At 69.2% G+C, this 14,824-nt stretch carries 13 protein-coding genes and 1 pseudogene; 6 read left to right on the forward strand and 8 right to left on the reverse strand.

Going from position 1 to position 14,824, the window contains the following annotated elements:
- Positions 1-54: 54 nt before the first annotated feature.
- The 8 genes from AC3EUJ_RS01255 to rpmH form a co-directional block, all read right to left on the reverse strand.
- Positions 55-1,164 carry a ParB/RepB/Spo0J family partition protein gene (locus AC3EUJ_RS01255; RefSeq protein ID WP_431958963.1) on the reverse strand — a complete coding sequence of 370 codons (1,110 nt, stop codon included), beginning with the start codon at positions 1,162-1,164 and terminating at the stop codon, positions 55-57.
- Positions 1,161-2,210 (reverse strand): ParA family protein, encoded by a 1,050-nt coding sequence (locus AC3EUJ_RS01260; protein ID WP_431958964.1) that lies wholly within the window; start codon positions 2,208-2,210, stop codon positions 1,161-1,163. The genes AC3EUJ_RS01255 and AC3EUJ_RS01260 overlap by 4 nt, the downstream gene beginning before the upstream one ends.
- A gap of 253 nt (positions 2,211-2,463) precedes the next feature.
- Positions 2,464-3,180: a 16S rRNA (guanine(527)-N(7))-methyltransferase RsmG gene (rsmG, locus tag AC3EUJ_RS01265; protein WP_431958965.1), complete on the reverse strand. Its 717-nt coding sequence runs from the start codon at positions 3,178-3,180 to the stop codon at positions 2,464-2,466.
- A 103-nt stretch (positions 3,181-3,283) separates the two neighbouring features.
- Positions 3,284-3,781, reverse strand: coding sequence for a Jag family protein (locus AC3EUJ_RS01270; RefSeq protein WP_431958966.1), 498 nt, complete (start codon positions 3,779-3,781; stop codon positions 3,284-3,286).
- Positions 3,782-3,796: 15 nt separating this feature from the next.
- Positions 3,797-4,843: a membrane protein insertase YidC gene (gene yidC / locus AC3EUJ_RS01275; RefSeq protein ID WP_431958967.1), complete on the reverse strand. Its 1,047-nt coding sequence runs from the start codon at positions 4,841-4,843 to the stop codon at positions 3,797-3,799.
- A gap of 2 nt (positions 4,844-4,845) precedes the next feature.
- Complete coding sequence (gene yidD / locus AC3EUJ_RS01280; RefSeq protein WP_431958968.1) at positions 4,846-5,166, reverse strand: membrane protein insertion efficiency factor YidD; 321 nt, start codon at positions 5,164-5,166, stop codon at positions 4,846-4,848.
- Positions 5,163-5,537 carry a ribonuclease P protein component gene (gene rnpA / locus AC3EUJ_RS01285; protein ID WP_431958969.1) on the reverse strand — a complete coding sequence of 125 codons (375 nt, stop codon included), beginning with the start codon at positions 5,535-5,537 and terminating at the stop codon, positions 5,163-5,165. The genes yidD and rnpA overlap by 4 nt, the downstream gene beginning before the upstream one ends.
- A 26-nt stretch (positions 5,538-5,563) precedes the next feature.
- Positions 5,564-5,701: a 50S ribosomal protein L34 gene (gene rpmH, locus AC3EUJ_RS01290; protein WP_003975051.1), complete on the reverse strand. Its 138-nt coding sequence runs from the start codon at positions 5,699-5,701 to the stop codon at positions 5,564-5,566.
- Positions 5,702-6,087: 386 nt separating this feature from the next.
- On the opposite strand from rpmH, the gene dnaA reads away from it, so the two are divergent.
- The 6 genes and pseudogenes from dnaA (at position 6,088) to gyrB (ending at position 14,794) form a co-directional block, all read left to right on the forward strand.
- Positions 6,088-7,848, forward strand: a complete 1,761-nt coding sequence (dnaA, locus tag AC3EUJ_RS01295; protein WP_431958970.1) for a chromosomal replication initiator protein DnaA — start codon at positions 6,088-6,090, stop codon at positions 7,846-7,848.
- Between the two features lie 833 nt (positions 7,849-8,681).
- Positions 8,682-9,812 carry a DNA polymerase III subunit beta gene (gene dnaN / locus AC3EUJ_RS01300; RefSeq protein WP_431958971.1) on the forward strand — a complete coding sequence of 377 codons (1,131 nt, stop codon included), beginning with the start codon at positions 8,682-8,684 and terminating at the stop codon, positions 9,810-9,812.
- 79 nt (positions 9,813-9,891) lie between these two features.
- Positions 9,892-10,773 (forward strand): annotated as a pseudogene (gene gnd, locus AC3EUJ_RS01305) (phosphogluconate dehydrogenase (NAD(+)-dependent, decarboxylating)); the annotation flags it as partial.
- A 32-nt stretch (positions 10,774-10,805) separates the two neighbouring features.
- Entirely contained in the window at positions 10,806-11,936 is a 1,131-nt protein-coding gene (gene recF / locus AC3EUJ_RS01310; RefSeq protein ID WP_431958972.1) for a DNA replication/repair protein RecF, read from the forward strand.
- Positions 11,933-12,481, forward strand: coding sequence for a DciA family protein (locus AC3EUJ_RS01315; protein ID WP_431958973.1), 549 nt, complete (start codon positions 11,933-11,935; stop codon positions 12,479-12,481). The genes recF and AC3EUJ_RS01315 overlap by 4 nt, the downstream gene beginning before the upstream one ends.
- A gap of 270 nt (positions 12,482-12,751) precedes the next feature.
- Positions 12,752-14,794 (forward strand): DNA topoisomerase (ATP-hydrolyzing) subunit B, encoded by a 2,043-nt coding sequence (gyrB, locus tag AC3EUJ_RS01320; protein ID WP_431958974.1) that lies wholly within the window; start codon positions 12,752-12,754, stop codon positions 14,792-14,794.
- Positions 14,795-14,824: the final 30 nt, after the last annotated feature.

Below are 14,824 nucleotides of genomic sequence, written 5' to 3' on the forward strand. Positions count from 1 at the left end.
CGGGGTGTGACCCGCCCAGAAGTTGCGGACCGTGTCACAGGACGGGGAAGGAACTCACTCCGCCTCGTCGGTCTCCTCGGTGAGCGACCGCTCGAGGACCTTGCCCTCACCCGGGGCCATCGAGCCGAGGATGCGCTCCAGATCCTCTATCGAAGCGAACTCCACGACGATCTTCCCGCGCTTCTGCCCGAGGTCGACCTTCACCCGGGTCTCGAAGCGGTCGGAGAGCCGCAACGCCAGGTCGGTCAGCGCGGGGGACATCCGCTTGCCGGTTCGAGGTGCGGGAGCCTTCCTCGTCGGCTGGGACTCGGAGTTCATCACATGCACGATCTCCTCGACCGCGCGCACCGAGAGCCCCTCGGCCACGATCCGGCTGGCGAGCCGGTCCTGGTCCTCCACGTCCTCCAGCGCGAGCAGGGAGCGTGCGTGCCCGGCGGAGAGCACACCGGCCGCCACACGGCGCTGTACGGGTGCGGAGAGCTTCAGCAGGCGCAGGGTGTTGGAGACCTGGGAGCGGGAGCGGCCGATGCGGTCGGCGAGCTGCTCGTGCGTGCAGGCGAAGTCCTTGAGGAGCTGATCGTAGGCGGCCGCCTCCTCCAGTGGGTTCAGCTGGGCACGGTGCAAGTTCTCCAGCAGGGCGTCCAGAAGGAGCTTCTCGTCCTCGGTGGCCCGTACGATCGCCGGGATGGCCTCCAGGCCGGCCTCACGGCTGGCCCGCCAGCGCCGCTCACCCATGATGAGCTCGTAGCGCTCCGGCCCGACCTGACGGACCACTACCGGCTGCAGGAGGCCGACCTCCTTGATGGAGGTGACCAGTTCGGCCAGCGCGTCCTCGTCGAAGACCTCACGCGGCTGACGCGGGTTGGGGACGATCACGTCCAGCGGCAGCTCGGCGAAGTACGCCCCCGCCACCATCGACGGCTCCTGGGCAGCGATGGCTTCCGGTGTTTCACGTGAAACCGGAATCGCGGCGGTGCCCTCTCGCCCCTGCTGTTCCACCAGCGCCGCCACCTTGGCGACGGCGACACCTCGTTCCGGCGCCAGGACGGGCGCGGCGTTCGCCGCCGTCGCCACCGCGGTCGCGGCTGCCGCGTCCGCACCGTTCGGTGCGGCGGGAATCAGCGCGCCGAGACCACGGCCGAGTCCTCTGCGTCGCTCACTCACTGGATCCCCTCCGACGTGTTCTGCTCATTGAACTCTTGGGTGTGTCCCAGCCCCCGCAGGGCCATCTCGCGTGCCGCCTCGAGGTACGACAGCGCGCCACTCGAACCCGGATCGTAGGTCAGCACCGTCTGGCCGTAGCTGGGGGCCTCCGAGATACGGACCGAGCGCGGGATGCTGGTGCGCAGCACCTCCTTGCCGAAGTGGGTGCGCACCTCCTCGGCGACCTGTGAGGCGAGCCGGGTCCGGCCGTCGTACATGGTCAGCAGGATGGTGGAGACATGGAGCTTGGGGTTGAGGTGGCCCCGCACCAGCTCCACGTTGCGGAGCAGTTGCCCGAGTCCTTCCAGGGCGTAGTACTCGCACTGGATCGGGATGAGGACCTCGGCGCCGGCCACCAGGGCGTTGACGGTCAGCAGACCGAGCGAGGGCGGGCAGTCGATGAGGATGTAGTCCAGCGGCTGCTCATAGGACTCGATGGCCCGCTGCAGCCGGCTCTCCCGGGCCACCAGGGAGACCAGCTCGATCTCGGCGCCGGCCAGGTCGATCGTGGCGGGGGCGCAGAAGAGGCCCTCGACGTCCGGCACCGGCTGGACGACATCGGAGAGCGGCTTGCTCTCCACCAGGACGTCGTAGATGGAGGGGACTTCGGAGTGGTGGTCGATCCCCAGGGCGGTGGAGGCGTTGCCCTGGGGGTCGAGGTCGACGACCAGCACGCGGGCCCCGTGGAGGGCCAGGGAGGCGGCCATGTTGACCGTGGTGGTGGTCTTGCCCACCCCGCCCTTCTGGTTGGCGACCACGATCACTCTGGTCTGGGGTGGACGGGGGAGTCCTTCACCGGCCCGCCCCAGTGCCTGCACGGCCAGTTGGGCGGCGCGGCCGATGGGGGTGTCGTCCATCGGGGGCGGTGTTTCACGTGAAACATCATCCCCGAACGGTTCGGTACGGGGACCGGGGACCGGATCGGCCATCGGTCCCGCGATGTTGGCGTCGGACCGCAAGGATTCACTCTCCTCGACTACATGCTCGCAATGAACAGAGCCTGCCATGCTTTCGGGGTCGCGAACCAGTGAGGGCCGTTCTCCTGTGGATGAATCCACCGGTTGAGTCGCCGAATGGGTCACCTCGACGGCCCGATGAGAGAGCGAACCGGCCGCGGCACGAGCGCGGCCGAGGATTCCTGGAAGCAGAGAGCGCCGTTTCACGTGAAACACGATGCGCAGCGCGGCGACCGTTTCCTACCCGACACTCCGGATCATGTACGTATGGCCGTTTGTATGGAGCACACGACCGGGCCCCTGGTCAGCGCTGACGCCGACGGCTCGCCCGGGCCGCCTTGGCCCTACGGGTCGCCGCGCGGACACCGCCGGGGCTCTCCCCCGCGAGCACCCGCACCACGGTCGACAGCGGATCCACGATCCCCTCGCCGACCTGCACCACGGAGGTCTCCACGGCCCCGAGACGGCTCAGCGCGGCACGTGCCGTCTTCAGCTCCTCCTCGGCCGTGTCGCCCTTGAGGACGGCCATCTCCCCGTGCGGACGGAGCAGGGGAAGTCCCCAGCCGGCGAGCCGGTCCAGCGGGGCCACCGCGCGCGCGGTCACCACGTCCACCGGGGGTACCTTGCCCACCATCTCCTCGGCCCGGCCACGCACCACCACGACGTTGGACAACCCCAGCAGCCGCACGGCCTCCTCGAGGAAGGTGGTCCGGCGCAGCAGTGGCTCCAGCAAGGTGATACTGAGATCCGGCCGGGTCAGTGCCAGCGGAATCCCCGGCAGCCCCGCGCCCGAACCCACGTCGCACACCGAGACGCCCTGCGGGATGACCTCGGCGAGCACCGCGCAGTTCAGCAGGTGGCGCTCCCACAGCCGGGGCACCTCACGGGGACCGATCAGCCCCCGGCGCACGCCCGCGTCGGCCAGCAGTTCCGCGTATCGCACCGCGTCCGCGAAGCGCTCCCCGAACACCTCGCGTGCCGCTTCCGGCGCCGGGGGAAGCTCCGCCGCTGCCTCCGTCACGAGAACCGTCCTTCCGTTGTTACGGGCCTTCACCAGGCTGACAAGATTCGGCCCCGCCTGCGAACAGACGGGGCCGAGTGAGTACCGCTGAGACCGGGGGAGGTCAGGAAGCCGGGAGCACGACCACCCGGCGCTCGGGCTCCTCGCCCTCGGACTCGCTGCGCAGCCCCGCGGCGGCCACGGCGTCGTGCACGACCTTGCGCTCGAAGGGCGTCATCGGCTTCAGCTTGACCGGCTGGCCGGAGCCCTTGACCTCCTCGGCCGCCTTCTCGCCCAGCTCGGTCAGCTCGGCCCGCTTCCGCGCGCGGAACCCGGCGATGTCCAGCATCAGCCGGCTGCGGTCGCCGGTCTCCCGGTGGACCGCGAGCCGGGTCAGCTCCTGGAGCGCCTCCAGCACCTCGCCGTCGCGGCCGACGAGCTTGTTGAGGTCACGGCTCGACGAGTCGCCGACGATGGAGACCGAGGCGCGGTCCCCCTCGACGTCCATGTCGATGTCACCGTCGAGGTCGGCGATGTCCAGCAGCCCCTCGAGGTAGTCGGCCGCGATCTCGCCCTCCTGCTCGAGGCGAGTGAGCGCGTCGGTGGTGTTGCCGTCCGTCACGGCAGGACTCCTCTACTACTTCTTCTTCGACAGGTTCGGCTTGTCCGCGCCGCTGCTCGGCTTGGCCTTGGTTCCCGCGGTCGCGCCGCTGCTCGGCTTGGGCTTGGTCCCGCCGGCGGCACTCGGCTGCGCGGGACCGCCCGTCTGGCGCTGGGACTTGGTCTGGCGCTTGGGCTGGGTGCGCTTCACCGGCGCCGCCGCGCCCTGCGGCTCCTTGTCGGCGGCGGGCTCGTCCTTCAGCTTGCCCTTGGCCTTCAGCCGCTCCTGGCGCTGCTTGAAGGCGAGACTGCCGGGCGTGGGGTTCCGGCGGATGACGAACATCTGCTGCCCCATGGTCCACACGTTGGTGGTCAGCCAGTAGACGAGGACACCGACGGGGAAGTTGATGCCGAAGACGGCGAACATGATCGGGAAGACGTACATCAGCATCTTCTGCTGCTGCATGAACGGCGTCTTCACCGTCATGTCGACGTTCTTGGTCATCAGCTGGCGCTGCGTGTAGAACTGCGAGGCCGACATCAGGACGATCATGATGACCGTGACCACGCGGACGTCCACGAGCGTCGCGCCCAGCTCCGAGAGCTTGGCGGCACTGTCGGTGAACTTCGCCGCGATCGGCGCGCCGAAGATGTGGGCGTGCTGGGCGCTGTTGACGAGGTCCTGGCTCATCACGCCGACCTGCTTGCCCTGCGCGATGTAGCTCAGGACGTGGTACAGCGCGAAGAAGAAGGGGGACTGCGCCAGGATGGGAAGGCACGAGGAGAGCGGGTTGGTGCCCGTCTCCTTGTAGAGCTTCATCATCTCTTCGGACTGGCGCTGCCGGTCGTTCTTGTAGCGCTCCTGGATGGCCTTCATCTTCGGCTGGAGCGCCTGCATGTTCCGGGTCGACTTGATCTGCTTCACGAAGAGCGGGATCAGGCAGATCCGGATCAGGACCACCAGAGAGACGATCGACAGGCCCCAGGCCCAACCGCTGTCCTTGTCAAAGACAAGGCTGTACAGCGAGTGGAACTGGACAATGATCCACGAAACGGCATCGTAGAGGGGGTTCAAGATCCCCACGGTCAGGCTCCTTGGGCATGAGGCGTCTCGACGGGCTCGGGAGTAACGGACCCGCCTGGCGCGTCACCCCGGAGGGCGTCGCGCAGGCGAGCGTGCCACGGCGGGCGCTTGCGCGGCGGGACATGGTCCACACCGCCCAGCGACCACGGGTTGCAACGCAGGATCCGCCACGCGGTCAGGGCAGTGCCCTTGATCGCGCCGTGCCGATCGATCGCCGTATACCCGTAGTGCGAGCACGAGGGGTAGTACTTGCAGACCGGACCGAGCAACGGGCTGATGGTCCACTGGTAAATCTTGATCAAGGCCAGCAACGGGTACTTCATAGCGCCACCCCCAGGAGCCTCCCGAGGGCGGCGTCCAGGTCTCGGGCCAGCTGTGCATGGTCTGCGTCACCCGCACCGGGCAGCGCTCGTACGACTACCAGGCTACCGGGGGGCAGCACGGACAGACGTTCGCGAACAAGGTGACGAAGCCGACGCTTGACCAGGTTCCGGGTCACCGCGCCACCGACAGCCTTGCTCACGACGAAACCCGCACGCGCCGGGGAGGCACTCCCCCCCGCTGCGTGCGGGTCCCTTGTCTCACTGTCGGTGCGCAGGTGGACGACCAGAAGTGGACGTCCGGCCCGGCGTCCTCGACGCACCGCGATCGCGAAGTCCTGCCGCCGCCTCAGCCGATTCTCGGTGGGCAGCACGACTCACACCTCGCGCTTCGGTGCGATCAGGCGGACAGGCGGGCGCGGCCCTTGCTGCGGCGGGTCGCGAGAATGGCGCGGCCGGCACGCGTACGCATACGCAGCCGGAAGCCGTGGGTCTTGGCGCGACGACGGTTGTTCGGCTGGAAGGTGCGCTTGCTCACTCGGGGGCTCCAGGATGAATCGTGTGTTGGCGGGGCGTCGCCTGGCTGTCACCGTGCGCCCACGAGAAACTCGCGGAACATCCAGGTGTGCACCGCTTGACGATCACCTCGGTGATCCTCGCCCATCGGTAGGCAGGCGGCAGCAGCCATCGACAACTCGACCTGGTTACGGTACGCGGGGCCGCGGCGTCAGGTCAAACCAGCCCCGCCGACGGCCGTGGGCGCCGCCGTCCGGACGTGGTTTTGCACACCCTGTGGACAACGACTTGAACCAGGCAGGCCGCGCTGACTACCGTGGCTGAACTCCGAAACCTTCCCGTCCGTCCCAAGGACCACACCTTCGTGGGACCCATCGGCACCAACCAGCGACCGAGAGAGCGTGCACTGTGGCTGACGTAACTGCCGATCTTGCCTCAGTGTGGCCCGGGGTCCTGCAGAAACTGCTCGCCGAGAGCGACGACCTCAAGCCGAAGGACGCGGAGTGGCTTCAGCGGACGCAGCCGCTCGCGCTCGTCGCGGGCACGGCCGTGCTGTCGGCCCCCAATGAGTTCGCCAAGAGCGTGCTGGAGGGACGGCTCCTCCCGCTGATCACCGATGTGCTCAGCCGTGAGTTCGGTCACCCCGTGGGCATCGCCATCGCCGTCGCCTCGGGCGGCGAACAGGAGGCGTCCCCCGCCCCCGCGCCGCCGGCCCCGGCCGACGCCGGGCCACAGCCCCAGGTCCAGATGCAGCCGCAGCCGCCCGGGTACGGTGCGGAGCCCCCCCGGTACGGGGAGCGGCCGCACGGCTACGGCGAGGTCCCGAGGATGCGCCCGGCCTACCCCGAGCACGCTGTCGGCCTCACCGGCGGGGCAGGCGGCTGGCCGCCCCACGAGCCCGAGGACCGCTGGCAGCAACAGCGCTTCGGGGACTACCAGGAACGCGAGCCGTACCAGCCGCCCGCGTCCCGCTACGAGGTCCCCTCGCCCCACCAGCCCGCGGCACGCCCGGAGCCGGTGCCGCCGCCGATGCCGACCATGCCGACGCCGCGCACCGGTGGTGGCAGTGGTGCCGGTTCCCCCGCGGGCGCCGGGGCGGGGGCGAGCGGTTCCGGCGGATCCGGGGGCCCGGCCGAACCCACCGCGCGGCTGAACCCCAAGTACCTCTTCGACACCTTCGTCATCGGCGCCTCCAACCGCTTCGCGCACGCCGCCGCGGTCGCCGTCGCGGAGGCGCCTGCCAAGGCGTACAACCCGCTGTTCATCTACGGCGAGTCCGGCCTGGGCAAGACGCACCTGCTGCACGCGATCGGGCACTATGCCCGCAGCCTCTACCCGGGCACGCGGGTGCGCTACGTGAGCTCCGAGGAGTTCACCAACGAGTTCATCAACTCCATCCGCGACGGCAAGGCGGACGCGTTCCGCAAGCGCTACCGCGACATGGACATCCTGCTGGTCGACGACATCCAGTTCCTGGCGAGCAAGGAGTCGACGCAGGAGGAGTTCTTCCACACCTTCAACACCCTGCACAACGCCAACAAGCAGATCGTGCTCTCCTCGGACCGGCCGCCCAAGCAGCTGGTGACCCTGGAGGACCGGCTGCGCAACCGCTTCGAGTGGGGTCTGATCACCGACGTCCAGCCGCCCGAGCTGGAGACCCGGATCGCGATCCTCCGCAAGAAGGCGGTGCAGGAGCAGCTCAACGCCCCGCCGGAGGTGCTGGAGTTCATCGCCTCCCGGATCTCGCGGAACATCCGTGAGCTGGAGGGTGCGCTGATCCGCGTGACCGCCTTCGCCAGCCTCAACCGGCAGCCGGTGGACCTGCAGCTCACCGAGATCGTGCTGAAGGACCTGATCCCGGGCGGGGAGGACTCCGTCCCCGAGATCAGCGGGCAGGCGATCATGGCGGAGACGGCCTCCTACTTCGGTCTGGACGTGGAGGACCTCTCCGGCTCCTCCCGCAGCCGGGTGCTCGTCACGGCCCGGCAGATCGCCATGTACCTGTGCCGTGAGCTCACGGACCTGTCGCTGCCCAAGATCGGCGCCCTGTTCGGCGGCCGGGACCACACCACCGTCATGCACGCGGACCGCAAGATCCGCTCTCTTATGGCCGAGCGGCGGTCCATCTACAACCAGGTCACCGAGCTCACCAACCGCATCAAGAGCTGAAGCGGAGCCCTGCGCGGGCCACCCGTCCCTCCACAGCGCCCCGGGAACCCCCGGGGCGCTTCTCGTTGTTCGATTGCGCCCGCCGCGACCTGGGGACAGGAACGTCTCTCCACAGGATGGGGCGGTTTTCCCCCGTCCACAGCCTGGGGATGCCCGGGTTGTCCCAAACGTATCCACAGGCGGGACCACGGGATAATCATTCGGGCTGCTCGGAGCGGTGTGGATTTGTGGGCAACCCGGATCCACAGACTGTGGACGCTCCGGCGGTCCACAGGCCCGCCGTTCCGGTTGTCCACCAGCCGCCCACAGGCGAGGGCTGGTTGTCCCCAGTCGGGGGCCGCTTCTCCACAGTCCTGTCCACTGTTCGGCAACGGAGCACACCCGCTCACCGATCGGAGTGAACCGCGTCACACCGACGTGGTGGGTTGGGCTGGGGAGAACCTGGGTATTCCTGGGGACAGCCCTGGGGAGAACCGGGGCACTCCTGTGAATCGCGTGTGCACAACTTCCGGCCGTCCACAGATCGTCCGGGTTGTCCACCGGCTCCGCCCACAGGCCCGGTGGACAAAAAACAGGGCCTGACCTGCGTAGGAACCACTTATCCACGGTTTCCACACCCCCTATTACTACGACCAGGGATAGTTACCGGGAAACCTGCTTCGAAGTGGGTCCTGTGCACAACCGGGCCGCGGGCCGCCGGCCTCCTCGCCCTCCGGCTTGACCCCAACCCGCACCGCGTGTCCGTGGCGGCTGTCAGACTGTTCCCGGCAAGAGGGCCAGCAGGGCCAAGAGAGTCGGCCACAGACAGCCAGCAACAGCAGGAGGCGGTTCCGGTGAAGATCCGGGTGGAGCGCGATGTACTCGCGGAGGCAGTGGCCTGGGCGGCCCGCAGTCTCCCGGCCCGTCCCCCGGTGCCGGTCCTGGCGGGCCTGCTGCTGAAGGCCGAGGAGGGCCAGCTGAGCCTGTCCGGCTTCGACTACGAGGTCTCGGCCCGGGTGTCCGTCGAGGCGGACGTCGAGGAGGACGGCACCGTCCTGGTCTCCGGCCGACTGCTCGCCGACATCTCGCGGGCACTTCCCAACAGGCCTGTGGAGATCTCCACCGACGGCGTGCGCGTGACCGTCGTCTGCGGAAGCTCGCGATTCACACTCCACACCCTGCCTGTGGAGGAGTACCCGGCGCTGCCCGCGATGCCGACCGCCTCCGGCACCGTCCCCGGCGAGGTCTTCGCCGCGGCCGCCGCGCAGGTCGCCATCGCCGCCGGCCGTGACGACACCCTGCCGGTGCTCACCGGTGTGCGGATCGAGATCGAGGGCGACACCGTCACCCTGGCCGCCACAGACCGCTACCGCTTCGCGGTCCGCGAGTTCCTGTGGAAGCCGGAGACCCCGGACCTCTCCGCGGTCGCCCTGGTGCCCGCCAAGACGCTGCTGGACACCGCCAAGTCCCTCACCAACGGTGACTCGGTCGCCATCGCCCTGGCCGGCTCCGGTGCGGGCGAGGGCCTGATCGGCTTCGAGGGCGCGGGCCGCCGCACAACCACCCGCCTGCTCGAGGGCGACCTGCCGAAGTACCGGACGCTCTTCCCGACCGAGTTCAACTCCGTCGCGGTGATCGAGACCGCCCCGTTCGTCGAGGCCGTCAAGCGCGTCGCCCTGGTGGCCGAGCGCAACACGCCGGTCCGGCTGAGCTTCGAGCAGGGCGTGCTGACCCTGGAGGCCGGTTCCAGCGACGACGCACAGGCTGTGGAGCGTGTGGACGCCAAGCTGGAGGGCGACGACATCTCGATCGCCTTCAACCCGACGTTCCTGCTGGACGGTCTGAGCGCGATCGACTCGCCGGTTGCGCAGCTGTCGTTCACCACGTCGACCAAGCCCGCGCTGCTCAGCGGCCGCCCGGCGGTCGACGCCGAGGCCGACGACGCGTACAAGTACCTGATCATGCCGGTCCGGCTGTCCGGCTGACGCGAGGCCTGTCCGGTCGCGTCGTCCTGGAGGGGCGGACGTAGGCTCGACGTAGGTCAGGCAGGCTTCGAACGAAGGATCAACGATGGAGCTCGGTCTCATCGGTCTCGGCAAGATGGGCGGGAACATGCGTATGCGCATCCGCCAGGCCGGTCACAATGTCATCGGCTACGACCGCAACCCGGACCTCGCCGATGTCCACAGCCTGCAGGAACTTGTGGACAAGCTCGCGGCCCCGCGTGTGGTGTGGGTGATGGTGCCGGCCGGCGCGGCGACCCAGTCGACGATCGACGAACTCGGTGAGCTGCTCTCCCCTGGTGACGTGGTCGTCGACGGCGGCAACTCCCGCTGGACGGACGACGAGAAGCACGCCGAGGAGCTGGCCGCCAAGGGCATCGGCTTCGTCGACTGCGGTGTCTCCGGCGGTGTCTGGGGCCTGGAGAACGGCTACGCGCTGATGTACGGCGGCGAGCTCGAGCACGTCGAGAAGGTGCAGCCGATTTTCAACGCCCTCAAGCCGGTGGGGAACTTCGGCTCCGTCCACGCGGGCAAGGTCGGCGCCGGCCACTTCGCCAAGATGGTCCACAACGGCATCGAGTACGCCATGATGCAGGCCTACGCCGAGGGCTGGGAGCTGCTGGAGAAGGTGCACTCGGTCACCGACGTGCGCGAGGTGTTCCGCTCCTGGCAGGAGGGCACCGTCATCCGCTCCTGGCTGCTGGACCTGGCCGTGAACGCCCTCGACGAGGACGAGCACCTCGACAAGCTCAAGGGCTTCGCGGAGGACTCCGGCGAGGGCCGCTGGACGGTCGAGGCGGCCATCGACAACGCCGTGCCGCTCCCCGCGATCACCGCGTCGCTCTTCGCCCGCTTCGCGTCCCGCCAGGACGACTCCCCGCAGATGAAGATGATCGCCGCCCTCCGCAACCAGTTCGGCGGCCACGCCGTCGAGAAGCACTAGTCACACCCACGGGAAGGAGGCGGCGCGCAGCCATGCACGTCGCGCATCTGTCGCTCGCCGACTTCCGTTCCTACGCCCGGGTCGAGGTCCCGCTCGACCCGGGCGTCACCGCTTTCGTCGGCCCCAACGGCCAGGGCAAGACCAATCTGGTCGAGGCGGTCGGCTACCTGGCGACCCTCGGCAGCCATCGCGTCGCGAACGACGCCCCGTTGGTGCGGATGGGCGCGGACCGGGCGATCGTGCGGGCCTCCGTGGTGCAGGGCGAGCGGCAGCAGCTGATCGAGCTGGAGATCAATCCGGGCCGTTCCAACCGGGCCCGGCTCAACCGGTCCTCCCAGGTCCGCCCGCGCGACCTGCTGGGGATAGTCAGGACCGTGCTCTTCGCCCCCGAGGACCTGGCCCTGGTCAAGGGCGACCCCGGCGAGCGTCGCCGCTTCCTCGACGAGCTGCTCACCGCGCGGGCGCCCAGGCTGGCGGGTGTCCGCAGCGACTACGAGCGGGTCCTCAAGCAGCGCAACACCCTGCTGAAGTCCGCCGCCATGGCCCGCCGCCACGGCGGCCGCGGGGCCGACCTGTCCACGCTCGACGTCTGGGACCAGCACCTGGCCAGGGTCGGCGCCGAACTGCTGGCCCAGCGCCTCGACCTCACCCACGCCCTGCAGCCGCTGGCCGACAAGGCGTACGAACAGCTGGCACCGGGCGGCGGCCCGGTCGTCCTGGAGTACCGCAGTTCGATCGGCGAACGGATCGCCGGGGCCACCGGCCGTGAACAGTTGTACGGACTGCTGCTGGAGGCCCTGGGCGAGGCCCGCAGGCAGGAGATCGAGCGCGGGGTGACCCTGGTCGGCCCCCACCGGGACGACCTCTCCCTGAAGCTGGGGCAGCTCCCCGCCAAGGGGTACGCGAGCCACGGCGAGTCCTGGTCGTACGCGCTGGCGCTGCGCCTGGCCTCGTACGATCTGCTGCGCGCCGACGGCGGCGAGCCGGTGCTGGTGCTGGACGACGTCTTCGCCGAGCTCGACGCCCGGCGCCGCGCGCGGCTGGCGGAGCTGGTGGCCCCCGGTGAGCAGGTGCTGGTGACGGCGGCGGTGGACGACGACGTACCGGACGTGCTGGTCGGCGCCCGGTACACGGTGGAGGACGGCGGCGTGGAGCCGGCATGACGGACCAGCAGCGGCCCGCGGGGCAGGAGACGGGCGCACAGGACAAGCCGGTGTCCGGCGTCGACCTGGCCAGGGTCGCGCTGCGCGCCGCCAAGGAGCAGGCCCGCGCGAGGGGCGCGGCCGCGCAGCAGAAGAAGCAGGCCCGGCGCGGAGGGCTGCGCAGTGGTGCGCGGGCGGACGGGCGGGACCCGCTGCCCCTGGGCGCCGCGATCAGCCGGCTGATCACCGAGCGCGGCTGGGAGGCCCCCGCGGCGGTGGGCGGCGTGATGGGCCGCTGGCCGCAGCTGGTGGGCGACGACGTGGCGCTGCACTGCCAGCCGCAGCGGTACGACGAGGAGGAGCGGGTCCTCACCGTGCAGTGCGATTCCACGGCCTGGGCGACGCAGCTGCGGCTGCTCGCCCCCACGCTCGTGGCCAGGCTGAACGCCGATCTCGGGCACGGCACCGTGAAGCTGATCAAGGTCCTGGGGCCCGGGGGACCGGTGCGTTCGTACGGGCGGCTGCGTGCTCCCGGGAGCCGTGGGCCGGGCGATACGTACGGATAGGTCGGGAACCTGCTGTGCGTAATCGGGTCGAAGCCCTGTGCGCCCGCGTGAGCCGTTTTGGGACCCGGCCCGCGTGTGGGGAGTCGGCAGGAGGTGCTTCAGTCGGGTACACGGGAACTCAGGTACCGCCAAAGCCCCATCTATGTCGGTGCTACCGGTAGACTGGTAGCAGTACCGCCCGCCCCTGGCCTCCGGCACCGGGGGACCCCAGCGGGACCAGTAGAACGATGTCGAGTGATGAAGCCGGTTCCGCTCCGCGGGACCTGGCTCATGCTGTGCCAGAAAGGGCGCTTCGTGGCCGATTCCGGCAACCCCAACGAGATCAATACGTCCGCAGCTGACGGCTCCGCCGCGCCCGCCTCCGGCGGGGCGTACGACGCCAGCGCGATCACCGTCCTGGAGGGCTTGGACGCTGTTCGCAAGCGCCCGGGCATGTACATCGGCTCGACGGGCGAGCGAGGCCTGCACCACCTGGTGTACGAGGTCGTGGACAACTCCGTCGACGAGGCGCTGGCCGGTCACGCGGACACCATCAACGTCACGATCCTCGCCGACGGCGGCGTGCGCGTCGTCGACAACGGCCGTGGCATCCCCGTGGACATCGTGCCGTCCGAGGGCAAGCCCGCCGTCGAGGTCGTGCTGACCGTCCTCCACGCGGGCGGCAAGTTCGGCGGCGGCGGTTACGCCGTGTCCGGCGGTCTGCACGGCGTCGGCGTCTCCGTGGTGAACGCCCTGTCGACGAAGGTCGCGGTCGAGGTCAAGCGTGAGGGCTTCCGCTGGACCCAGGACTACAAGATGGGCGTCCCGACCGCCCCGCTGCAGAAGAACGACGAGGTGTCGGAGACCGGCACCACGGTCACCTTCTGGGCCGACGGGGACATCTTCGAGACCCTCGAGTACTCCTTCGAGACGCTCTCGCGGCGGTTCCAGGAGATGGCCTTCCTGAACAAGGGCCTGACCATCTCGCTGACGGACGAGCGCCCCGAGCACGCGGACGTGGAGAACGAGGGCCAGCCGCGCTCGGTCACGTACCACTACGAGGGCGGCATCGTCGACTTCGTGAAGTACCTGAACTCGCGCAAGGGCGAGACGGTCCACCCGTCGGTGATCGACATCGACGCGGAGGACAAGGAGCGGATGCTCTCCGTCGAGGTCGCGATGCAGTGGAACACCCAGTACAGCGAGGGCGTCTACAGCTTCGCCAACACCATCCACACCCATGAGGGCGGTACTCACGAGGAGGGCTTCCGCGCCGCGCTGACCACGCTGGTCAACAAGTACGCGCGCGAGAAGAAGCTGCTCCGCGAGAAGGACGACAACCTCACCGGCGAGGACATCCGCGAGGGCCTGACCGCCATCATCTCGGTCAAGCTGGGCGAGCCGCAGTTCGAGGGCCAGACCAAGACCAAGCTCGGCAACACCGAGGCGAAGACCTTCGTCCAGAAGGTCGTGCACGAGCACCTGACGGACTGGCTGGACCGCAACCCCAACGAGGCCGCGGACATCATCCGCAAGTCGATCCAGGCGGCCACCGCCCGTGTCGCGGCCCGCAAGGCGCGCGACCTGACGCGCCGCAAGGGCCTGCTGGAGACGGCGTCGCTGCCGGGCAAGCTGAGCGACTGCCAGTCCAACGACCCGAGCAAGTGCGAGATCTTCATCGTCGAGGGTGACTCCGCCGGCGGCTCGGCCAAGTCCGGCCGCAACCCGCAGTACCAGGCGATCCTCCCGATCCGCGGCAAGATCCTGAACGTGGAGAAGGCGCGGATCGACAAGATCCTGCAGAACCAGGAGATCCAGGCGCTGATCTCGGCCTTCGGCACCGGTGTGCACGAGGACTTCGACATCTCCAAGCTGCGCTATCACAAGATCATCCTGATGGCCGACGCCGACGTGGACGGCCAGCACATCAACACCCTGCTGCTCACCTTCCTGTTCCGCTTCATGCGCCCGCTGGTCGAGGCGGGCCACGTGTACCTCTCCCGTCCGCCGCTCTACAAGATCAAGTGGGGCCGGGACGACTTCGAGTACGCGTACTCCGATCCCGAGCGCGACGCCCTGATCGAACTGGGCCGCCAGAACGGCAAGCGTGTGCGCGAGGACTCGATCCAGCGCTTCAAGGGCCTCGGCGAGATGAACGCCGAGGAGTTGCGGGTCACCACGATGGACGTCGACCACCGCGTGCTCGGCCAGGTCACCCTGGACGACGCGGCCCTCGCCGACGACCTGTTCTCGGTGCTGATGGGCGAGGACGTCGAGGCCCGGCGCTCCTTCATCCAGCGCAACGCCAAGGATGTCCGCTTCCTCGACATCTGAGTCGGCCCCCATCAGCCGCCGCCCGAAAGG

It is taken from the genome of Actinacidiphila sp. bgisy160 (assembly GCF_057707815.1).